At 34.1% G+C, this 21,734-nt stretch carries 20 protein-coding genes and 1 pseudogene; 17 read left to right on the top strand and 4 right to left on the bottom strand.

Annotation, left to right across the window (positions count from 1 at the left end; all coding sequences use genetic code 11):
• Together ACFWDE_RS10935 and ACFWDE_RS10940 are read right to left on the bottom strand one after the other, a co-directional pair.
• Window positions 1-556, bottom strand: a 556-nt coding sequence (locus ACFWDE_RS10935) for a collagen-like repeat preface domain-containing protein (protein ID WP_377892229.1), incomplete at its 3' end; no start/stop codon positions are given.
• Window positions 557-669: 113 nt separating this feature from the next.
• A complete protein-coding gene (locus tag ACFWDE_RS10940) occupies window positions 670-1,635 on the bottom strand; it encodes a tyrosine-type recombinase/integrase (RefSeq protein WP_002146205.1) in 966 nt (321 codons plus the stop codon).
• Between the two features lie 113 nt (window positions 1,636-1,748).
• Between ACFWDE_RS10940 and spoVK the strand changes: the two genes are divergently transcribed.
• On the top strand, window positions 1,749-2,705 hold the full coding sequence (spoVK, locus tag ACFWDE_RS10945) for a stage V sporulation protein K (RefSeq protein WP_002146206.1): 957 nt from the start codon (window positions 1,749-1,751) through the stop codon (window positions 2,703-2,705).
• A 32-nt stretch (window positions 2,706-2,737) separates the two neighbouring features.
• On the opposite strand, the gene ACFWDE_RS10950 is transcribed toward spoVK, so the two are convergent.
• The gene (locus ACFWDE_RS10950; protein ID WP_000181506.1) at window positions 2,738-2,875 is read right to left on the bottom strand and encodes a hypothetical protein; all 138 of its coding nucleotides are present in this window, start codon (window positions 2,873-2,875) and stop codon (window positions 2,738-2,740) included.
• A gap of 99 nt (window positions 2,876-2,974) precedes the next feature.
• Window positions 2,975-3,598, bottom strand: coding sequence for a trimeric intracellular cation channel family protein (locus ACFWDE_RS10955; RefSeq protein WP_002146207.1), 624 nt, complete (start codon window positions 3,596-3,598; stop codon window positions 2,975-2,977).
• A 92-nt stretch (window positions 3,599-3,690) separates the two neighbouring features.
• Here ACFWDE_RS10955 and hflX point away from each other — a divergent pair, with 92 nt between their 5' ends.
• From hflX to ACFWDE_RS11035, 16 genes and pseudogenes are all read left to right on the top strand, one after another.
• Window positions 3,691-4,965 carry a GTPase HflX gene (gene hflX, locus ACFWDE_RS10960; protein ID WP_377892233.1) on the top strand — a complete coding sequence of 425 codons (1,275 nt, stop codon included), beginning with the start codon at window positions 3,691-3,693 and terminating at the stop codon, window positions 4,963-4,965.
• Complete coding sequence (locus ACFWDE_RS10965; protein WP_377892235.1) at window positions 4,958-6,229, top strand: methionine gamma-lyase family protein; 1,272 nt, start codon at window positions 4,958-4,960, stop codon at window positions 6,227-6,229. Before hflX ends, ACFWDE_RS10965 begins: the two co-directional genes overlap by 8 nt.
• Before the next feature lie 174 nt (window positions 6,230-6,403).
• Window positions 6,404-6,793, top strand: coding sequence for a transcriptional repressor GlnR (gene glnR, locus ACFWDE_RS10970; protein WP_002014475.1), 390 nt, complete (start codon window positions 6,404-6,406; stop codon window positions 6,791-6,793).
• Window positions 6,794-6,841: 48 nt separating this feature from the next.
• Entirely contained in the window at window positions 6,842-8,176 is a 1,335-nt protein-coding gene (gene glnA / locus ACFWDE_RS10975) for a type I glutamate--ammonia ligase (RefSeq protein ID WP_002146212.1), read from the top strand.
• A gap of 262 nt (window positions 8,177-8,438) precedes the next feature.
• Window positions 8,439-9,179 carry a YveK family protein gene (locus tag ACFWDE_RS10980; protein ID WP_377892237.1) on the top strand — a complete coding sequence of 247 codons (741 nt, stop codon included), beginning with the start codon at window positions 8,439-8,441 and terminating at the stop codon, window positions 9,177-9,179.
• Complete coding sequence (locus ACFWDE_RS10985; RefSeq protein ID WP_002146214.1) at window positions 9,128-9,790, top strand: CpsD/CapB family tyrosine-protein kinase; 663 nt, start codon at window positions 9,128-9,130, stop codon at window positions 9,788-9,790. The genes ACFWDE_RS10980 and ACFWDE_RS10985 overlap by 52 nt, the downstream gene beginning before the upstream one ends.
• Before the next feature lie 306 nt (window positions 9,791-10,096).
• Window positions 10,097-11,923, top strand: coding sequence for a polysaccharide biosynthesis protein (locus ACFWDE_RS10990; RefSeq protein ID WP_377892241.1), 1,827 nt, complete (start codon window positions 10,097-10,099; stop codon window positions 11,921-11,923).
• Between the two features lie 45 nt (window positions 11,924-11,968).
• Complete coding sequence (locus ACFWDE_RS10995) at window positions 11,969-13,126, top strand: glycosyltransferase family 4 protein (RefSeq protein ID WP_377892244.1); 1,158 nt, start codon at window positions 11,969-11,971, stop codon at window positions 13,124-13,126.
• Window positions 13,111-14,220 carry a glycosyltransferase family 1 protein gene (locus ACFWDE_RS11000; protein ID WP_377892246.1) on the top strand — a complete coding sequence of 370 codons (1,110 nt, stop codon included), beginning with the start codon at window positions 13,111-13,113 and terminating at the stop codon, window positions 14,218-14,220. The genes ACFWDE_RS10995 and ACFWDE_RS11000 overlap by 16 nt, the downstream gene beginning before the upstream one ends.
• 5 nt (window positions 14,221-14,225) lie before the next feature.
• Window positions 14,226-15,119, top strand: a complete 894-nt coding sequence (locus tag ACFWDE_RS11005) for a glycosyltransferase family 2 protein (protein WP_377892248.1) — start codon at window positions 14,226-14,228, stop codon at window positions 15,117-15,119.
• A gap of 35 nt (window positions 15,120-15,154) precedes the next feature.
• Entirely contained in the window at window positions 15,155-16,219 is a 1,065-nt protein-coding gene (locus ACFWDE_RS11010) for an EpsG family protein (protein ID WP_377892250.1), read from the top strand.
• A gap of 42 nt (window positions 16,220-16,261) precedes the next feature.
• Window positions 16,262-17,410, top strand: a complete 1,149-nt coding sequence (locus ACFWDE_RS11015) for a glycosyltransferase family 1 protein (protein WP_377892252.1) — start codon at window positions 16,262-16,264, stop codon at window positions 17,408-17,410.
• Window positions 17,411-17,490: 80 nt separating this feature from the next.
• A complete protein-coding gene (locus ACFWDE_RS11020) occupies window positions 17,491-18,693 on the top strand; it encodes a glycosyltransferase (RefSeq protein WP_377892254.1) in 1,203 nt (400 codons plus the stop codon).
• Between the two features lie 67 nt (window positions 18,694-18,760).
• The gene (locus ACFWDE_RS11025) at window positions 18,761-19,948 is read left to right on the top strand and encodes a glycosyltransferase (protein ID WP_377892257.1); all 1,188 of its coding nucleotides are present in this window, start codon (window positions 18,761-18,763) and stop codon (window positions 19,946-19,948) included.
• A gap of 111 nt (window positions 19,949-20,059) precedes the next feature.
• Window positions 20,060-21,259, top strand: coding sequence for a glycosyltransferase (locus ACFWDE_RS11030; RefSeq protein ID WP_377892261.1), 1,200 nt, complete (start codon window positions 20,060-20,062; stop codon window positions 21,257-21,259).
• 151 nt (window positions 21,260-21,410) lie between these two features.
• Window positions 21,411-21,734 (top strand): annotated as a pseudogene (locus tag ACFWDE_RS11035) (glycosyltransferase); the annotation flags it as partial.

Below are 21,734 nucleotides of genomic sequence, written 5' to 3' on the forward strand. Positions count from 1 at the left end.
GTCCGGTAACACCCGTATTACCTCGAGGTCCAGTAGTGCCCGTCGCACCCGTAGCTCCAGCTGGTCCAGTAGGTCCTGTAGGCCCTCTGCCGAACGAAGCTGAATTAACTAGAGTAGTTTGTAACTCTGCAATTAATTTAAGGAGTTCTTGGAGTGTACAATGATCGATTCGGAATAACTTTGTGATGTAAAGTAAATAATTAATTAAAATTTGGAGTTCAACAAATACAGCATCCGGTACGAAGGTTGGATTTTTTAATGTAGTTATTAAGTTTTTTATAATAGCTAATCCTTGCGCTTTCAGGGAGGAAGTAGCGTCTAGCGAACAGATGAATTTACTTAGTAGGTTTAAAGTATCAATTAGATCTTCGATGTTTTTAGGAGATGGATTGGCGAAAAGTTTTGGGATTATTTTAATTAAATCGTTAATAATCGCTCGAAATGTTCTAATTTGTGCTTTAGAAATTGGGATGGATGGTGTGTTTGAGATTCGTCCGGCGCTACTTGGAAAGCATGGTTTGGAGAACTTGTTTTGACTGTCGTCATAACGAGACATTAAATCTCTCCTTTCTAATGAGAATGTGAATGAAACTCATCATAGTAGATGCAAAAATTAGTTAAATGGTCATAGTAAAATTTTTTGTTTAAAGAAAAAATAGAAAAAACGCCTTACAATAAGGCGTTTTTTCTATTTTCTGCGTATTTATAATATCGTTTTAGTGAAATTTTTGATTTGAATCCAGCTAGTTTTATAATTTCTGATTCCGGCGTTTCTTTTTTTATTAAGTTTAAAATATAGGTGTTACGAAAGTGTTGTCCTGAGATTCCTTTGCGTAAATTCGCTCTTGCTACTTCAAGGCGGATCATTTTTTGGATAGCGATTTCTGTTAGTGCTTTTGGTGCGTCGTTTTCGTATACCCATCTGTATGTTCCGCGGTTAAAATCGAATGCAACAAACAATGGGTCATTACTATGGTATTTAGGACGAACTGGTTCTGGAATACTTTTATAATATGTGTACAGTTGTTTTTTGTCTTCGGTTGCTAATGTGATTGTTCTTTCTACGCCTGCGGTTGCTGGAATAGAAAGTGTATTAGTTTCGAAATGAACGTGATGCATAGCTAGTGCTGTAAGTTCCTGTAAGGATAGTCCGTAATCGATTAATAGACTTAAAATAGAAATATTACGATCCATTAATAACGGACGAACAGGACGTTGTTTTTCTGAAAGTCCTTCTAATGAAGTGACTATATGCTTTAATCTTTTTTCTTCATCGGATGAAATGAAATCTTCATTACGCAATGAACGGTTTGGTTGAATAGTAATTTCCATATTCTTCAATGGATTTGGAATGTTAAGAAAATGATGCATTCTATTTAATACAATAAATACGCGATGCATTGTTTTCTCAGAGTAGTGTCGATTCTTTTTTAAGTCTGAAAAGTAATCTTCATAGTCTTTTGTACAAAGTGTTGCCCATATATTACTGGAAGGGAGCTTTTTGTTTTTTTCTAACCAATGTCCAAAATCTTCAATGTCATAAACGTAACGTTTAATGGTTGAAGACTTTCGGCCTTTATTCAATAAAAAAATAGAAAAGGCTTGTATTGTATCATGGAATTCCGTTGTTTCCATAGTCCCACCACCTTAATTATTTCTTATATTATAGCAAACTTTTCTGAAAATAGGCATTTGCAAGAGGGACTGGAATAATAATATTTGGTGAGTGGATAAAATGAGGTGATTGTATGGAACAATCGATGCGTAAGAAAAATAACAATCAAATTAATATTGTATTAAACCATCGAAAAAAAATTTCGTTACCGGCATCAGAAAATCAAACGGTAATTTCAAGTGAAACCACTACTAAACATGAGATGTTGCAGAGAATTGAAGAAGAGATGGGAAAACTTGTTGGGATGGATGATATAAAAAAGATAATAAAAGAAATTTATGCTTGGATTTATGTAAATAAAAAAAGGCAAGAGGTGGGGTTGAAGTCTGAGAAGCAAGTGCTTCACATGTTATTTAGGGGGAATCCCGGTACTGGGAAGACAACCGTTGCTAGAATGATAGGAAAATTGTTGTTTGAGATGAATATTTTATCGAAGGGGCATTTAGTTGAAGCTGAACGTGCTGATCTTGTAGGTGAGTATATCGGTCATACAGCGCAAAAGACGAGAGATTTAATAAAGAAGGCTATGGGAGGGATTTTATTTATTGATGAAGCGTATTCATTAGCGCGGGGTGGAGAGAAGGATTTTGGGAAGGAAGCTATTGATACACTTGTGAAGCATATGGAAGATAAACAGCACGGTTTTGTATTAATTTTAGCTGGATATTCAAGAGAGATGAATCATTTTCTTTCATTAAATCCAGGATTACAATCTCGTTTTCCATTTATTATTGAATTTGCGGATTACTCGGTAAATCAGTTGTTGGAAATTGGAAAGAGAATGTATGAAGAGCGTGAATACCAGTTATCAAAGGAAGCTGAGTGGAAATTTAGAGATCATTTACATGCTGTAAAGTATTCGTCGCAAATTACATCGTTTAGTAATGGGCGGTACGTACGGAATATTGTTGAAAAATCAATTCGCACACAGGCTATGCGGTTGTTGCAAGAAGATACGTATGATAAGTATGATTTAATTGGAATATCAAGTGTTGATTTAATGTTGGAAGAGGAGACGCACAGTACATAAACTGTGCGTCTGTTTTTTGTGCATAAGTTCGTTTATTCTTTTTTTTCTTTTTCTTGGTGAGATTTATGGAAGCGTTCCATTTTAGCGCTCTTTTCGTGTGCTGAATTAGGATCGTGTCCAAATTGGTTTACTGAGCTTTTTTGAGCGCCTTTGTTAACATGGTTTGTCATTGGTATTCACCTCGCTTTAAAAATTAGTATAAACATTATGTAAAGAAAAACTCGTTAGAAAAGAAAAACCTCTTTACGATATGTAAAGAGGTTAGAGTGTTATTTATGCATTGAACGTTCCTTTGTATCGATACGTCTATGCGGTAAATGCCATTTGTAATGAATAGAAATCATGCGGAAGCAAACAATTAAAATGAATAAGGTGTATAGAGCCCAATCGCTAACGATAATTTTAGCGCCAATTAAGAAACCTGCTAAAATCGTCCAAAACGCATATACTTCAGCTCGGAGGACAAGAGGTTTTCTGCGAGCTAAAAGGTCGCGGATAATACCGCCGCCGATGCCTGTTAAAACAGCAGCTACGATTGTAGCGCTAATTGGTAAATCTAGTTTTTGAGCATAGAGTGCTCCTTGTACAGCGAATGCTGATAAACCGATGGCGTCCGTGATGTTTTCCCATTTTTTCCACTGTCTAATTAATTTATTTGGAAAAAGAAAAATAATCGTCATTGATAATAGTGCGATTTGGAATAACATGTCTTGTTGCCAAAATGCGACGATTGGATAACCGATTAATAAATTACGAAGGGCACCTCCCCCAAATGCGGTTGCCATTCCTAAAATATATACCCCGAAAATATCATAATCTTCTTCCATTGCAACAATGGCTCCGCTTAGTGCAAAGGCGATTGTGCCTATGATGCTAAAAATCTCCCATGCCATGAATTTTCTCCCCCGCTAACTAGATGAAATATGCTTCCTCTGCTATTATATTAGAAGGTTTAAATTTCGAAAAGGATGAGTGAACATATTTGATGGAAGAAAAAGAAAAAGTCATATTAGTTGGCTGTCAATTGTCGCAAGATGATGATGAAAAATTTATGCATTCCATGAAAGAGCTTGTATCGCTAGCAAAGACTGCGCGAGCGGAAGTGTTAGTATCAACGACGCAAAAGCGCCCGAAGTTTCATCCTGCGACTTATATAGGAAAAGGTAAACTTGAAGAGCTTACGCTGTTAACTGAAGAATTAGAACCAGCTGTTATTATTTTTAACAACGAGTTAACACCAAGCCAAATTCGGAATTTATCTTCAGTATTAGATGCGAGAGTGATTGACCGAACGCAGTTAATACTAGATATCTTTGCGCAACGTGCGAAATCGAGAGAGGGTAAGCTTCAAGTAGAGCTAGCTCAGTTGCAATATACAATGCCGCGCCTTATGGGGCAAGGTTTGTCTTTATCACGTCTTGGTGGTGGAATTGGTACGAGAGGACCGGGAGAGACGAAGCTCGAAACGGACCGTCGTCATATTCGATCACGTATTGATGAAATAAAGAAGCAACTTGCGGTTGTTGTAGAACATCGAAAAAGATATCGTGAGAGAAGGAAAGATAATAAAGTGTTTCAAGTTGCGTTAATTGGGTATACAAATGCAGGGAAATCGACGCTATTTAATAGATTGACGGAAGCTGATACGTTTGAAGAAAACTTATTGTTTGCAACGCTAGATCCGACAACCAGAAAGATGCCGTTACCTTCTGGTTATACAGTATTGCTAACTGATACAGTTGGTTTTATACAAGATTTACCTACGTCATTAATTGCTGCTTTTCGTTCAACACTAGAAGAAGCTGGGGAAGCGGATGTTATTTTACATGTTGTCGATTCAGCAGATCCTAATTATGTAGGGCATGAGCAGACAGTAAAACAATTATTGTCAGACCTTGAAATTAATCATATTCCTATTATTACGTTATATAATAAAAAAGATAAATTGCATCAAAACTTCATTCCATTTCCGAAAAGTGATTTCTTAATGACTAGTGCTTTTGAAGAAAGTGATTTACTGCGTATAAAAGAAGCGATAGAAATGAAGATGAAGGAAGAAATGGATGATTATCAAGTGGAAATTCCTCCGGGTGAAGGTAGGTTGTTAACGCTTTTAAAGACGGAAACGTTATTAACTAAAATGGAGTTTCTAGAAGATAAATTTGTATATGATTGTACAGGATATATATTTGCTCATTCATCGCTTAATGGGCAATTAAAGAGATTTTTAGTGGAAGAAGGAGAAAATAATAATGTTTGATCGTTTGAAAAATGGAGAAAAAATTGCTCCAATCGTAAAAGAAGTAGAAAGTCAAATTATAGAAGTGCATAAACGTGTGGATGAAGTAATTGAGAGTAATCAATTTCGTGTGCTAGAAAGTTTTCGTAAACATAAAATTAGTGATTCGCATTTTATTCCGACGACAGGTTATGGGTATGATGATATTGGTCGTGACACGTTAGAGAAAGTGTATGCGGATGTATTTGGAGCGGAAGCGGGTCTTGTTCGTCCTCAAATTATTTCGGGTACTCATGCAATTTCAACAGCTTTATTTGGTGTTTTACGTCCGGGAGATGAGTTACTATACATAACGGGGAAACCGTATGATACGTTAGAAGAAATCGTTGGTGTGCGCGGAAAAGGTGTAGGCTCATTTAAAGAATATAATATTGGTTATAACGCAGTTCCGTTAACTGAAGAGGGATTTGTGGACTTTGAAGCTGTTGCAGCTGCGATCCGTAGTAACACGAAGATGATTGGTATTCAACGTTCAAAAGGATATGCTACTCGTCCGTCGTTTACAGTTTCACAAATTAAAGAGATGATTGCGTTTGTTAAAGAAATTAAACCTGATGTTGTTGTATTTGTAGATAACTGCTATGGCGAGTTTATTGAAGAACAAGAGCCGTGTCATGTTGGTGCGGACTTAATGGCAGGTTCTCTTATTAAGAATCCTGGCGGGGGAATTGTTAAAACGGGTGGTTACATTGTCGGTAAAGAACAGTATGTTGAAGCGTGTGCATATCGTCTAACATCTCCAGGGATTGGTGCGGAAGCAGGGGCATCTTTATACAGTCTGCAAGAAATGTATCAAGGTTTCTTCTTAGCGCCGCATGTTGCGGGTCAAGCGCTGAAAGGTGCTATTTTTACGGCGGCATTTTTAGAGAAATTAGGGATGAATACATCACCGGCATGGAATGCACCAAGAACGGATTTAATTCAATCTGTTCAATTTGACGATAAAGATCGTATGATTGCATTCTGTCAAGCGATTCAATATGCATCTCCAATTAATTCTCATTTCACTCCGTATGCAAACTATATGCCAGGTTATGAGGATGATGTAATTATGGCTGCGGGGACGTTTATTCAAGGTGCAAGTATCGAATTGTCGGCTGATGGCCCAATTCGTCCGCCTTATGTTGCTTACGTACAAGGTGGGTTAACTTATTCGCATGTAAAGATTGCGATTTGTTCTGCGATTGATGCGTTAATTGAAAAAAATCTATTAACAATTTCTTAAAGGGAAGCTGTCGATTTCGGCAGCTTTTTTCGTGTGAAAGCAATGATTTGTGCCATTAGAAAAAAGAGTGGAAAAATTTATAAAAAATCATGTAAGAAAAGCTAACATCTATTGACACTAAACATAACATGGTATAAAATGAGAAACAGTTAAGGCGAAGGAGGAACTGAAGTGATGAAAGAAGATAGACGTTCTGCTCCGCTGTTTCCTATTGGTATTGTAATGGATTTAACACAATTATCTGCACGTCAAATTCGCTACTATGAAGAGCATAATCTTATTTTTCCAACTCGTACAAAAGGGAATCGTAGATTATTTTCATTTAACGATGTAGATAAATTGTTGGAAATTAAAGATTTGTTAGATCAAGGCTTAAATATGGCCGGAATTAAACAAGTATTGCAAATGAAAGAAAATCAAACAGAAGCAGTGAAAGTAAAAGAAGAAACGAAAGAAATTTCAAAATCCGAGCTTCGCAAAATTCTTCGAGATGAACTACAACATACAGGTAGATTTAATCGGACTTCATTGCGACAAGGTGACATTTCAAGGTTTTTTCACTAAAGATAGCTGATTCTGAAGGTGTTTAGAGGGACTAAGGAGGAATTTATAATGGCTAGGTACACAAAAGAAGATATTTTCCGTTTGGCGAAAGAAGAGAATGTAAAGTATATCCGTCTGCAATTTACGGACCTTTTAGGGGTAATTAAAAACGTAGAAATTCCAGTGAGCCAATTAACAAAAGCTCTTGATAACAAAATGATGTTTGATGGATCTTCTATTGAAGGTTTCGTACGTATTGAAGAATCTGATATGTATTTATATCCGGATTTAGATACTTGGGTAATTTTCCCTTGGACAGCTGAAAAAGGTAAAGTAGCTCGTTTAATCTGTGATATTTACAATGCTGATGGTACTCCATTTGATGGCGACCCACGTAACAACTTAAAGCGTGTGTTAAAAGAAATGGAAGCATTAGGATTCTCAGATTTCAATCTTGGACCAGAGCCAGAATTCTTCCTATTTAAAGTTGATGAAAAAGGAAATCCAACACTGGAATTAAACGATAACGGTGGATACTTCGACCTTGCGCCGATGGATCTAGGGGAAAACTGTCGTCGTGATATCGTTCTTGAACTTGAAGAAATGGGCTTTGAAATTGAAGCATCTCACCATGAGGTTGCGCCAGGTCAACATGAAATTGACTTTAAATATGCAAATGCAATTCGCTCATGTGATGACATTCAAACATTCAAGCTTGTTGTAAGAACGATTGCTCGTAAACATGGTTTACACGCAACATTTATGCCGAAACCATTATACGGTGTGAACGGTTCAGGTATGCACTGTAACTTATCATTATTTAAAAATGGTGAGAACGTATTCTTCGATCAAAACGGTGATTTACAATTAAGTGATGATGCTCGTCACTTCATCGCAGGTATTTTAAAACATGCGCCGGCATTTACAGCGGTAGCAAACCCAACTGTAAACTCTTACAAACGTTTAGTACCTGGATATGAAGCTCCATGTTACGTAGCATGGTCTGCACAAAATCGTAGTCCATTAGTACGTATCCCTGCATCTCGTGGTATTAGTACACGCGTAGAAGTACGTAGTGTTGACCCAGCTGCAAACCCGTATTTAGTAATGGCTACATTATTAGCAGCAGGTCTTGATGGAATTAAAAACAAATTAACTCCACCAGCTGCAGTAGACCGTAACATCTACGTAATGACGAAAGAAGAGCGCGAAGAAGCAGGTATCGTTGATTTACCAGCAACATTAGCGCAAGCGTTAGTTACGTTACAATCTAATGAAATCGTATGTGGTGCACTAGGAGAGCATTTACTTGAGCACTTCATCGAAGCAAAAGAAATTGAGTGGGATATTTTCCGCACGCAAGTTCACCAATGGGAACGCGATCAATATATGTCTCTATACTAAGAGAGAAAAAAGCCCTGATACTACGGTATCAGGGCTTTTTCGTCATTTATCTACAATAAATTATAGCGAATGCTGTCGCATTTTTAGAGGTGTCAACAAGAGGTAATTTAGTAAAAATAATTTCTGTTGACTCGTTCTATATAAAGAACTAAAATGGCATTAACTAGAAATGTTTGTATATTTAAAACAATAAAAATATTATTTTTTCTTGATGTTTTGATGTCAATTTCAAGCTCATTGGTTTTAAATGAGGAGGGAAGTTATGGATAAGGAAATAAATTTAAAAAATCTATTTACTATCATACGGAAAAGAATTTGGATAATTCTATTATTTACAACTCTCACAACAGTAGCAGGAGCGATGTATAGTATATATGTAAAAACTCCATTGTATGCCTCCTCAGCAAGAGTTATTGTCCAAGCTAATGCTGAAACGATGAATACATTGAAAGCAATGGTAAATGAGCCTGTAATATTAGAAAAAGTAGGCGCTGAATTGAATATTAATAGATCTGCAAGTGCATTAAGTGGGCAAATCAGTACAGAAAGTGTACAAGGATCTCAAATAATAAGGATTAATGTCATAGATACTGATCCTGTACTTGCACACAAAATTGCAAATACTACTGCAGCTGTATATAAGAAAGAAGTAGCTAATATATTGAATTTTAATAATGTGAGTATATTACCAGAAGATCCAGTTCAAAAACATTCGATTCCTATTAATATAAATCATATTAAGACGATAATGATTGGATTCCTTATAGGTATGGTACTAAGTATCGGTTTTATTTTTTTACTGGATTCTCTTGATGAGACAATTAAAACGGAACGACGCATTGAGCAATTATTAGATATCTCTGTTTTAGGTGGAATTTCGAAAATGAATAAGAAAAATAAGAAAGACAAATATGGTGAAAAGAATACTGTGTTATTGAGGGAGGAAACGGAGTGGATTACAAAAATAGACGAAAAACAAATAAAGTTAAAGGAGAAAGTATAATTGCTTATACCGCTCCAAGATCAAAAATTTCGGAGCAGTATCGTTCGATTCGAACAAACCTTCAATTATCTTCGTCTATTCATAAAAGTAGAACTATAGTTATTACTTCTCCAAGGTATGGTGAAGGGAAATCAACTATTACAGTTAATTTAGCAGCTTCGATAGCACAAAAAGGTGAAAAAGTATTGGTAATAGATGCAAATTTGCGAACACCAATCATTCATGAAATGTTTGGAGTGGAAAATACAATCGGATTAACTGATATATTGAACGGAAAAACAACTTTAGAGGGTGCTGTGAAAAAAACAGAGATGGAAAGCCTGGATGTATTAACTAGCGGACCGATACCATTCAATCCATCTGAAGTGCTTAGTTCGAGTGCCATGGATATGTTAGTTCAAAAGGCGATGGGACAGTACGACATCATATTATTTGATTCTTCTCCTGTATTAGAAGTAACAGATACAAGTGTCTTAGCTGATAAGTGTGAAGGAGTATTATTAGTGATTCGTTATAATCGTACTGTGAACGAAGATGCGCTTGAAACGAAAAGAGCGTTAAGTTTTACGAAAAGTAGAATATTGGGTGCAATTTTGAATGGGAAAGTATAAATGTAATTTAGAATGTTTAATGTAAGCTTTGTATATAAAAATGTTCGTTATAAAGAAAATTCAATAGAACTGTGATGTGGTGATGTCTCCTGACCACTATCAATGGAGGCACTCGATTATGCTGTGGGTTGTGAAAACAACCTTAGATGCGCGTCATCAAGAGTGTAATGTGAGGGAGGGTTAGATGCCCATTTTTATTAAAGTTTGTAGCTATGTGCTTTTCGTAAAGAGTATATAGTTAGAAACTTTAATTTTATAATAAATTAGGAAGAGTTATGTAAGGACTTAATTAAAGGAGGAAGTAATATGACGTATCGACGGAGGATATCGCTATTGCTTTTACTGGATTCACTGATTGTATTAGGTGCTATTTTTTTTAGTTATTTCTTTGTAAATGCTAGCTTCAGTGTTATCACTTTATCATCAGTTATTAGCTCTATTACTTTATTAGTAAGTCATCATATGTTTGCTTTTCTTTATAAGTTGTATAAAAAAACTTGGGAATATGCAAGTATAGGAGAGTTACTCATTATATGCAAAGTGGTTACATTTTCTATCATTACTACAGCAGTTGTGCAACAAATAATAATGCCAAAAATGTATTTTCGGTTGCTAGTTGTAACTTGGATGATTCATATTTTATTAATTGGTGGTTCGCGTTTTATATGGAGAATGTATAGAGATACTTATTATGTAAAAAAGGGTGATAAAAAAAGAACTTTAATTGTTGGTGCTGGTTCAGCAGGGACAATGGTTGCAAGACAGTTGTTAAAGAATAGTGCTGCCGAATTAATGCCAGTCGCATTTATGGATGATAATGTAAAAAAACATAATCTTGATATTTGGGGGATTCCAGTAATTGGTGGTATTAATCAAATTGAGTACGTTGTTAAAAATCTGAATATTGAAATAATAATTTTGGCAATTCCTTCATTAAACAAAAGAGAGCAAAATGTTATTTTGAAAAGATGTTTAAAAACAGAAGTGAAAACTCAAATTCTTCCGATGTTAGAAGACTTAGTAACAGGTAAAGTTTCGGTGAATGAATTTAGGGATGTTCAAGTAGAAGACTTATTAGGGCGTGATACCGTAGAACTTGATGTGGGTATTATTTCAGATTATATAACTGACAAAGTTATTTTAGTTACTGGTGCAGGAGGTTCGATTGGTTCGGAAATTTGTAGACAAATTGCAAAATTCAGGCCGAAAAAGTTAATTTTACTAGGGCATGGGGAGAACAGTATTTATTCTATAGAAATGGAATTAAACAGAAAATATGGAGATATGAAAGGCACGTTTATCCCTGAAATCGCAGATATACAAGATGAAAAGAAGATGCAATTAATTATGAGCAAACATCTTCCAAACGTTGTATATCATGCAGCTGCACATAAACATGTACCACTAATGGAGAATAATCCTGAAGAGGCTGTTAAAAATAATGTGATTGGGACTATGAATATAGCAGAGGCAGCGAGAGCACATGGAGTGGGAACGTTTGTCATGATTTCTTCGGATAAAGCAGTGAATCCGACAAGTGTTATGGGAGCAACGAAAAAATTGGCGGAGATGGTTATTCAAAATAAAGATAAATTAAGTCATACAAAATTTGTTACTGTACGCTTTGGGAATGTCCTAGGAAGTAGAGGGAGTGTAATACCTTTATTTAAGAAGCAAATTCAAAATGGTGGACCAGTTACAGTTACTCATCCTGATATGGTTCGGTATTTTATGACAATCCCGGAAGCATCAAGACTCGTAGTGCAAGCTGGTTCTTTAGCTAAAGGTGGAGAGATTTTTGTTTTAGACATGGGAGAACCAGTGAAAATTGTCGATCTTGCCAAAAATCTAATTCGATTATCAGGAAATTCTGTAGATGAAATAGGAATAGAATTTACTGGTATACGTCCAGGGGAGAAACTTTTTGAAGAATTACTAAAAGAAGATGAAATGAATGAAAAGCAAATTCACCCAAGGATTTACGTAGGACAAGAAATGAATGTTCGTATAGAAGAGGTAGAAGAATTTGTCTCTATATATGAAGATTTGAATGAAGCGGAATTGCGAGATAGATTATTATATTTAGTTAATCATCGCAAGCCATTGAAAATATTAATTCCAGTATCAGGATAATGGTGTGGGAGCTTAATAAGAATAAAATAAGATGGGTGCGTGGGAATGATGTCTAAAAAAGTTCTGTTTTGTGCAACTGTGGATTATCATTTTAAAGCTTTTCATTTACCATATTTGAAATGGTTTGCAGACCAAGGATGGGAAGTACATGTTGCAGCGAATGGGAATATACATCTTCCGTACGTAACTCAAAAATATAATATTCCTATTCAAAGATCACCTCTTAGCATACAAAACCTCCACGCATATAAAAAACTAAAATCAATTATTCATCAAAATAAATATAATATCATTCATTGTCATACGCCTATGGGAGGAGTAATTGCTCGTTTAGCTGCTCGAAAAGCCAGGCAGCAAGGAACGAAAGTCGTATATACAGCACATGGATTTCATTTTTGTAAAGGATCACCATTCATAAATTGGCTTCTATACTATCCGATTGAAAGAAGTTTAGCTACTACTACGGATTGTCTCATAACAATTAATCAAGAAGATTACAATTTAGCCGTAAGACATCGATTTCAGGTGAAAAATATTAAACTTGTTCATGGTGTAGGAGTAGATATAGAACGATATGTTCCTGTTACTGAAAATGAAAAAGAGCAATTAAGGCTTGAAAATGGTTATAAGACAAAAGATTTTTTAATGTTTTATGCTGCCGAATTTAATAAGAACAAAAACCAAAACTTCTTAATTCAATCATTGGCGCAGTTGAAAAATGAAATTCCGCATGCAAAGCTTCTACTTGCTGGCGAAGGACCGTTAAAGGAAGAGTGCAAAAAAATAGCGACTCAACTAGGCGTGAGTAATATGGTTCACTTTCTTGGTTATAGAAATGATATAGCCTCTTTGTTGCAGCTGTGTGACTTAGCTGTTGCATCGAGTTACCGGGAAGGTTTACCAGTTAATATTATGGAAGCTATGGCTTGTGGACTTCCGGTTATAGCTACTGACAATCGGGGACATAGGGAGCTAATTATTAGTAATAAAAATGGTTGGATTATAGATCGTGATGATATAAAGACGATGTCTGAAAGAATAAATTCTATTTCTAAAAATACTAAATTACAAGCTCAGTTTGGACAGTGTGGACGTACTATTATTACGAATGAATATTCAGTTAATGAAGTGTTGAAAGAGAAACAAGAAATTTATACAACATATATGGATGAAATGGAGGATTTAAATTGGGCACTCCATTGAGAGTATTACATGTAGTCGTAAATATGAATAGAGGCGGAGCCGAAACTTTAATTATGAATTTGTATCGTAATATAGACCGCTCAAAAGTACAATTTGATTTTTTAACTTGTAAAGAAGGAGTGTTTGATGAAGAAATAGTAAAGTTAGGCGGGAAAATTCATAGAATTCCATATGTTATAGATGTTGGTCATAGAGGATATATAAAAGCGCTGGATACTTTTTTTTCCTCTCATCAAGAATATAGAATTGTACATTCACACATGGACAAAATGAGTGGATTTGTACTTCGTTCAGCTAAGAAAGCAAGGGTGCCAGTTAGGATTGCGCATAGTCATAGTACAAGTAGTGAGGGTGGGATTATAGCAAAAATGTATAAATGGTATGCAGGAGCATTTATTGCGCCGTGTGCAACACATTTTTTTGCATGTTCAATAGCTGCAGCACAATGGTTGTTTACTAATAGAGCAAGGGCAACTGAGATTTTTAAAAATGGAATTGAATGTGATAAATTTGCATTTTCTGCAGAAATTAGAGAGCGAGTAAGAAAAGAATTGAAACTTCATGAGGATGCTTTTGTGATTGGACATGTTGGAAGATTTGCATATCCAAAAAATCATACTTTTCTAATAGATATTTTTGCTCAATTAATAGAATCTCGACCGAGATCTATTCTTTTGTTAGTGGGAGATGGACCACTTCGGGTAGAAATGGAGAAGAAAGTAGAGAAACTAAATTTAACAGATAGGGTTAAATTTTTAGGAGTACGTAGTGATATTAATTGTTTATTACAAGCATTTGATACGTTTATATTTCCATCTATTTATGAAGGTTTGCCAGTTACTCTTATTGAAGCGCAAGGGGCGGGTTTACCGTGTATTATATCAGACACTATTACGCAAGATGTAGATTTGGGTTTGAATTTAGTTGAACAGTGTTCTTTGTTAGATGTAAGAGAGTGGATAGGGAAATTACAAAGTATAGCGGATAGGAAGATATCGCGGAGCATTGCACAATTTGCGTTAGCTGAAAAAGGATACGATATAAAAAATATTACTGGGTTCACTCAAAAATTTTATGTTGCAGTATCGAGGTGAGAAATTTGAAAAAACTAACGGTTTTTACCCCTACATATAATAGAGCGTATTGTCTTCAGGGGTGTTATGAAAGCTTGAAGCAGCAAACGTGTAAAGATTTTATATGGCTTATTATAGATGATGGATCTGATGATAATACAAAGGAGTTAGTGCATTCTTGGATTTCTGAAGATTACATAGACATCCGGTATTATTGGCAACCAAATCAAGGGATGCATGGTGCCCATAATACAGCTTATGAAATGATTGATACAGAACTCAATGTATGTATTGATTCAGATGATTCAATGCCCAGTGATGCCGTAGAGAAAATCATTAATTTTTGGAATAAAAATGGAAATGAACAGGTAAGTGGGATAATCGCTCTTGATTTATATAAAGATGAGAAAGTAATTGGTTCAAAGTTACCATTACATCTTAACCGTTCTACACTTTTTAATCTCTACAATAGACATGGTGTAACTGGAGATAAGAAATTAGTATATCGTACAGAACTAACAAAGAAGTATCCATATCCGATTTTTAAAAATGAGAAGTATGTAGGTTTGGCATATAAATATTATATGTTGGATCAGAAATATGAGATGTTACTGATGAATGAAGCTCTTTGCTATGTTGAATATCTGTCTGACGGTTCTTCGATGAATATGTTAAATCAGTATCGTAAGAATCCAAAAGGTTTTGCTTTTTATCGTAAGGAACTGATGAAGCTACCATTTACAAATAGGTTATTTAAATATAGGCAAGCTGTACATTATGTATCAAGTAGCTTTATGGTAAGAAATATAAGATTTATAAAAGAGTCACCATGCAAAGTGCTTACACTTTGCGCACTGCCATTTGGAGTTATCCTTTATAGTTATATAACAGTAAAAACAAGAGTGAAAGCAAATATATAGAAATCTATTTGGTAGTTAAATGAGAGGGAATAACAATGACTATACTTTGGATGAATCTTTTTATAGTATTCATACTCGCATTTTTTGCAAGGTATTTTGCTATGCCGGTAACTACAGGAATTGTGATGTTAAAGCCGAATCGATTATTGATTTTAATGGCTACTACCTCTCTTGTATTAATATCTGGTTTTAGAAATAATATTGGTGATACGTATTTTTATATGCATGCTTTTAAAGTTACTGATTTCAATTGGGGGTATATTCAAAGTAGTAAGGATGTTGGGTTTAGTATTTTACAAATGATATTAAAAGTGTATACGGATGATCCCCAATTTCTAATTTTTATAACAGCGTTAATAACAAATATATTAATAGTAGCAGTTCTATATAAATATTCAAAAATGATTGAGTTAAGTTTATATGTATATATAGCATCGGGGATGTACTTAGTTTCAATGAATGGAGTGAGACAGTATTTAACAGCAGCTATTATTTTTGCTGCAACAAAATATATTTTAGATGGGAATTGGAAAAAATATTTTTTAATAGTTCTATTTGCATCTACTTTTCATCAAAGTGCTCTTGTATTGATTCCTATTTATTTTGTAGTCCGAAGAAAAGCTTGGTCGACAATAACATTTATACTACTATTTTTTGCGGTGCTTATTGTAATAGGATTTAATCAATTTGCAGAAGTTTTCTTTGCAACTATAGGGGATACACAATATGGTCACTATAAGGATTTTCAAGAAGGTGGGGCTAATATTCTTAGGGTTGCGGTAGATGCAACACCACTCATCCTCGCTTTTATTGGAAGGCATAGATTACGAGAGATTTTTCCGGAGAGTGATTATATCGTAAATATGGCGTTATTAGGTCTAGTTTTTATGATTATCTCAACTCAAAATTGGATTTTTGCAAGGTTTTCTATATATTTTGGATTATACCATTTGATATTGATATCGTGGGTTATAAAGTTATTTATTGAAAAAGATCAAAAGTTAATTTACTATGCAGTAATATTATGTTACTTTATTTATTTTGTATATGAACATGTTATTACTTTAGGGATAGTTTATAAGAGTAATTTTTGGGGATAAAATGTATATTTGAAAATCATTCTTAGATGGGAGTAATTTTCAATGTGTAAACTAGAACGACCTAAAAGGGTGTTGCATATCGTTAGTGCGATGGACCGAGGTGGTGCAGAGGCGTTGCTAATGAATGTATATAGGAATGTAGATAGAGAAAAGGTACAATTTGATTTTGTTTCCCATAAAAGTGAAGAATGTGATTATGATAAGGAAATAATTGCATTGGGTGGGAAAATATATCGAATATCTAGCTTAGGACAGGCAGGCCCTCTTTCGTACATTAAAGAGCTTGTTAAGGTAATGTCTAGTAATCAATATGTGGCAGCACATGCACATACTGATTACCAAGGGGGATTTGTTGCTGTTGCTGCCAAAATAGCTGGTATAAAAATAAGAGTTTGTCATTCACATAGTAATAATTGGCCGATAGGATCAGGGATGAAAGGGAAAGTTTTGTTGTTTTTTTTACGAACACTTATTGCTTATGCTGGAACAAATTATTGTGCGTGCAGTGTTGAAGCTGCACGCTTTTTATTTAATGAAAATATTGGTAATACAAAGGTAAAGATAGTGAAAAATGCAATAGATACTAATCAATTTGTTAATGTAGATATACAGGATAGTAATAAAGTAAGAGAAGAATTCAACATACCAGTTGGAGCGAAGGTGATAGGTCATATTGGTCGTTTTTCTGAATCTAAAAATCATATTTTTATGTTAAAGATGTTCAAAGAGGTATTAAAGTCTGATTCGAAATTTATGCTTGTTTTAGTAGGAGATGGTCCGTTACAGGATTCTATTGAGTTAGAAGCAAAAAGTTTAGGTATCTATGAAAAAATTAGATTTTTGGGGGTAAGAAAAGATATTCCAAGAATTATAAGGATGTTTGATGTTTTTCTTTTTCCATCTTTATTCGAGGGATTCGGTATTGTGGCATTAGAAGCACAATGTGCGGGGGTACCATGCGTAGTAGCAAATACAATAACTAAAAATGTCGATATGGGTTTAGGAATAATATCATTTATTAGTTTAGATGAAAAACTGGAAATATGGTCTGCAGAAATTCATGGAGCTTTATTAAAAGAAAAATTGAATACACAAATAGTAGTTAATAAGATTTCGGAATTAGGTTTTGATATTAAGAATAATATTCCAGATTGGTTAGCATTATATGGAGTAGAGTATAGGGAGTCATAATTAATTGTAAGTATTTATATACGATGAAGGCAAGGTTATTATTATAAAACTTTACAATAAATTGGGTGAGGGATTAGAAAATGAAAAAGAAAAAAATTCTCATTACATCATTTGATATGGCAATTGGTGGAGTAGAAAGAAGTTTAATCGGTTTATTGAATACAATCGATTATAGCAAATATGATGTAGATTTGATGTTATTTAAACACGAAGGAGAGTTTCTTTTTTTGTTGCCTAAAATGCCTAATTTGTTAAAGGAAGTAAAACAATATACTACTTTTAGAAAATCTATCAAGCAAATATTGCAAGAAGGACAAATTACAATTGGATTGACAAGAACCTTGGGGAGAATTTTAGGTGATGCACATGGGAGATATGTAAAAAGTGAAGAAGCTGGATACCTTGTTATTCAATATGGTTGGAGAATAACGTTACCCTTTATACCGAAATTGGAAGAGGAGTATGATGTAGCAATTAGTTTTTTATGGCCACATTATTTTATTGGAGATAAAGTTCGAGCGAAAAGAAAAATTGGTTGGATCCATACGGATTATTCAAATATAAAACTTAATACAGACATGGAGTATAAAATGTGGAGCAAGATGGATAATATCGTAGCGGTTTCAGAAGGATGTAGAGATTCATTTCTTAGTAGTTTACCAAATGTGAATAAAAAGGTTGAAATTATAGAAAATATACTATCTCCTGAGTTCGTGCGTGAGCAAGCTTATCAAGAAGATATTACCGAAGAAATACAGGTGAAATCAGGAAAAGTAAAGCTTGTTACGGTAGGACGGTTATCGTATGCAAAAGGAATAGATCTTGCTATGTATGCATTAAGAGATTTAATAGATCAGGGATATGATATTGAATGGTATGTAGTTGGTTATGGAGCACAAGAAGCTGAACTTAGGAAGTTATTAGCTGAACTTAATCTGGAAAAAAGATTTTTTTTACTGGGTAAAAAAACAAATCCTTATCCATATATAAAAGCATGTGATATATATGTGCAACCGTCTAGGTATGAGGGGAAAGCTGTAACAGTTCGTGAAGCGCAAATTATTGGAAAGCCAGTACTTATTACTAATTTTTCAACTGCTAATAGTCAGGTGCGGGATGGGGTCGATGGAATAGTAACTGAGATGGGGATAAATGGGATAGCTAATGGAATAAAGAAACTTATTGGTGATAAAGAGCTGAGGGAAAAACTGGCGGAAAATACGCTTAAAGGTGAATACGGAAATCGTAATGAAATTGATAAATTATATGCATTATTTTCATAAAGCTAGAATCAATAAATGATGTTTAATATTTTGAGCGCAATAAAAACACTTTAGGGTAGTGATAGTTATGAAAAAAAAAGTTTTATTCGTCATAGATTCGTTACAAAGTGGAGGAGCAGAAAAAAGTTTAGTTTCTTTACTTTCTTTATTGGATTATGAAAAATATGAAGTGGATTTGTTAATGTTTTCTGCTAGTGGATTGTATTTGCCATTACTTCCAAAGCAGGTAAACGTATTAGATGTACCGATAGTTATTAAAAAGCAGGCGGAGAAATTTAAAAATTTAATTAAACATAAATACTTTAAAGAGTTATTTCTTAGAATTGGAGCTTCGATATCTCTTAGAAATCCATACATAAATAATAATTTACATGCAGCTCAAATAGTTTGGAGATGGGTGTCTAAAGGGATGGATAATTTAAAGGGGAAATATGATGTTGCCATAGCTTATAGTCAAGGAATGCCGACATATTTTGTGGCGAATAAGGTTTACGCAAGTAAAAAAATTGCCTGGGTGAATACAGATTATAGGTTAGCTGCATATAATAAAGATTTTGATTTGAACTATTATGAGGAATTTAATGAAATAGTAGCCGTGTCCGATGTTTGTAAGGAAGTATTGATTCAAGAAATTCCTAAAATAGAGTCAAGGATCCAGGTTGTATATGATATTATATCGCCGACTCTAATTAAATCGATGGCAAATGAGGGGCAGGGGTTTAGTGATCAGTTTGAGGGATTACGAATATTAACTATTGGTAGGTTAGTGTATGAAAAAGGGTATGAACTGGCCGTAGAAGCTTGTTATAAATTAAAGCAAAAAGGGTATAAATTTAAGTGGTATGTAATAGGGGAAGGGAATCTTCAAAATAAACTCGAGGAGATGATAAGTAAATATAATTTACACGATACTTTTATACTATTGGGTACTCACAAGAATCCATACCCTTTTATAAAACAAAGTGATATATATGTACAACCGTCAAGGTATGAAGGATATGGATTAGCGATAGCAGAGGCTAGAATATTTCAAAAACCTATAGTAGTAACTGATTTTATAACCGTTCATAACCAAATTAAAAATAGGGAAAATGGCTTAATAGTGAAGATGAATTCGGAAGAAGTGTACGAAGGGATAGAAGAAATTATAGAGGACAATTTACTGAAGAAATATTTGTGTGAGAACTTAAAGAATGAGCAGGTTGGAACGGAAGGGGAACTTAAGAAGGTGTATGCCTTATTAGAAAAATATTAACCTGAGTAAATCTAAGAATCCAAAGCTTATTAATAAGAGCGGGAAAGTGAATCTTTAATCAATGAAGATTGTATTCTATTAAATAGTAGGATAAGGTGATTCGGAGGAAATATGAAGAAGAAAATTATATTTATGGTTATAAATATGAATATAGGCGGTACGGAGAAGGCTTTGCTGAATATGGTTGCAGAAATTCCAAAAGATAAGTATGATATAACAATTTTGATGTTAGAAGAAAAAGGGGATTTTTTGGAGTTTATCCCAGATGAGATACATGTAGAATATTTAACAAATTACGGGGAAATAAAAGAGGTATTAAATAAACCACCACGAGTCGTTATAAGCAGTTTTATTAGACAAGGAAAAGTTATAAAAGCTGTTCAAACAACTTTTTTGTATTTAGTATCAAAAATTATGAAAGAAAGGAGTGTTATTTTTAGATATTGTTTGCGTAATTACACTGTTATAAACAACAACTATGATATTGCAGTTGCTTATGCCGGACCTATGGATTTTATAAGTTATTTTGTTGCAAATAAAATAGAAGCTAGACGAAAGGTTCAATGGATACATTTCGATATTGAAAAGATATATTTTAACAAATACTTTGTAAGTAAAGTATATAAAAAGTTCCAGCATATTTTTGTAGTTTCTGATTTAGGAAGGGAAAAACTTACTCAAACGATGCCAGAATTAATTAATAAGACAGAAACTTTTTTAAACATTATTTCACCTGACATGATAGTAAAGATGGCAAATGAAGGAATCGGATTTTTGGATGATTTTGATGGAGTAAGGGTTCTTACTGTTGGTAGATTGAGTGTAGAAAAAGGACAGGATTTAACAATATCGGTATTAGCTAAGCTTAAAAAAGCTGGCTATAATGTTAGATGGTATTGTATAGGAGATGGAAAGGAAAAAGGAATGTATGAAAAACTCGTAGAAAATTATGGTATTCAAAGTGACTATATATTTTTAGGGGCAATGTCAAATCCATATCCTTTTATGAAGCAATGTGATATATATGTACAACCATCTCGTTATGAGGGATACTGCATAACACTCGCAGAAGCTAGATGCTTTAACAATCCGATTATTAGTACAAATTTTACAGGAGCGAGTGAACAAATAAATCATAACCATAATGGATTAATAGTTCAATTTGACGAGCAGCAAATGTATGATTCTATTGTACAAATATTAGGTGATAAACTGTTGGAAGGACGGTTGAGAAAAAATATAGAAAAAGAAATGGTAGATACGAGGGATGAGTTGGAAAGGTTATATAGAATAGCAGATTCTAGTGTGTAACCTGTTTCATACGGTATTGTTATTATTCTTTTTATAGTATTTCAGGAATATGGAACGTTAGTCGCTATGAATTGTTTTGCGTGCGAAAACATCTTGGAGAGGATGTTTTTTATTTTGCCATAAAATATTTTGATGGTAGAAGGAGATAGTTATGAAAAGAGTGCTATTTATGATAAGTAGTATGAATATAGGCGGTGTAGAAAAATCACTTCTTTCTTTGTTATCTGTTATACCAAAAGAAAAGTATGATGTTACGGTATTGATGTTGGAGAAGAAAGGGGGATTTTTAAAACAATTACCAAGCTGGGTAAAGATAGAAGAAGCAGCTTGGTTTGAAAGTATAAAACCTAAAATTATGCAACCACCAAAGAAAACGATTAAAGAGTACTTTAAAAATAAAAGATATATTAAGGCTTTAAATTTTTTACTATCTTATGTGGTATCTAAAAAATTAAAGGATAGATATGTTTTCTAT

This window comes from Bacillus sp. NPDC060175 (assembly GCF_042728695.1).
GTDB lineage: Bacteria > Bacillota > Bacilli > Bacillales > Bacillaceae_G > Bacillus_A.

Bases quoted from the DNA above. Each gene is read 5' to 3' on its own strand.
- ACFWDE_RS11025 (WP_377892257.1), top strand. From the start codon at position 18,761: ATGAAAAAAAAAGTTTTATTCGTCATAGATTCGTTACAAAGTGGAGGA.
- ACFWDE_RS11015 (WP_377892252.1), top strand. From the start codon at position 16,262: ATGTGTAAACTAGAACGACCTAAAAGGGTGTTGCATATCGTTAGTGCG.
- spoVK (WP_002146206.1), top strand. From the start codon at position 1,749: ATGGAACAATCGATGCGTAAGAAAAATAACAATCAAATTAATATTGTA.
- ACFWDE_RS11030 (WP_377892261.1), top strand. From the start codon at position 20,060: ATGAAGAAGAAAATTATATTTATGGTTATAAATATGAATATAGGCGGT.
- ACFWDE_RS10980 (WP_377892237.1), top strand. From the start codon at position 8,439: ATGGATAAGGAAATAAATTTAAAAAATCTATTTACTATCATACGGAAA.
- ACFWDE_RS10995 (WP_377892244.1), top strand. From the start codon at position 11,969: ATGATGTCTAAAAAAGTTCTGTTTTGTGCAACTGTGGATTATCATTTT.
- ACFWDE_RS10940 (WP_002146205.1), bottom strand. From the start codon at position 1,635: ATGGAAACAACGGAATTCCATGATACAATACAAGCCTTTTCTATTTTT.
- ACFWDE_RS11020 (WP_377892254.1), top strand. From the start codon at position 17,491: ATGAAAAAGAAAAAAATTCTCATTACATCATTTGATATGGCAATTGGT.
- ACFWDE_RS10950 (WP_000181506.1), bottom strand. From the start codon at position 2,875: ATGACAAACCATGTTAACAAAGGCGCTCAAAAAAGCTCAGTAAACCAA.
- ACFWDE_RS10965 (WP_377892235.1), top strand. From the start codon at position 4,958: ATGTTTGATCGTTTGAAAAATGGAGAAAAAATTGCTCCAATCGTAAAA.
- glnR (WP_002014475.1), top strand. From the start codon at position 6,404: ATGAAAGAAGATAGACGTTCTGCTCCGCTGTTTCCTATTGGTATTGTA.
- glnA (WP_002146212.1), top strand. From the start codon at position 6,842: ATGGCTAGGTACACAAAAGAAGATATTTTCCGTTTGGCGAAAGAAGAG.
- ACFWDE_RS11010 (WP_377892250.1), top strand. From the start codon at position 15,155: ATGACTATACTTTGGATGAATCTTTTTATAGTATTCATACTCGCATTT.
- hflX (WP_377892233.1), top strand. From the start codon at position 3,691: ATGGAAGAAAAAGAAAAAGTCATATTAGTTGGCTGTCAATTGTCGCAA.
- ACFWDE_RS10955 (WP_002146207.1), bottom strand. From the start codon at position 3,598: ATGGCATGGGAGATTTTTAGCATCATAGGCACAATCGCCTTTGCACTA.
- ACFWDE_RS10990 (WP_377892241.1), top strand. From the start codon at position 10,097: ATGACGTATCGACGGAGGATATCGCTATTGCTTTTACTGGATTCACTG.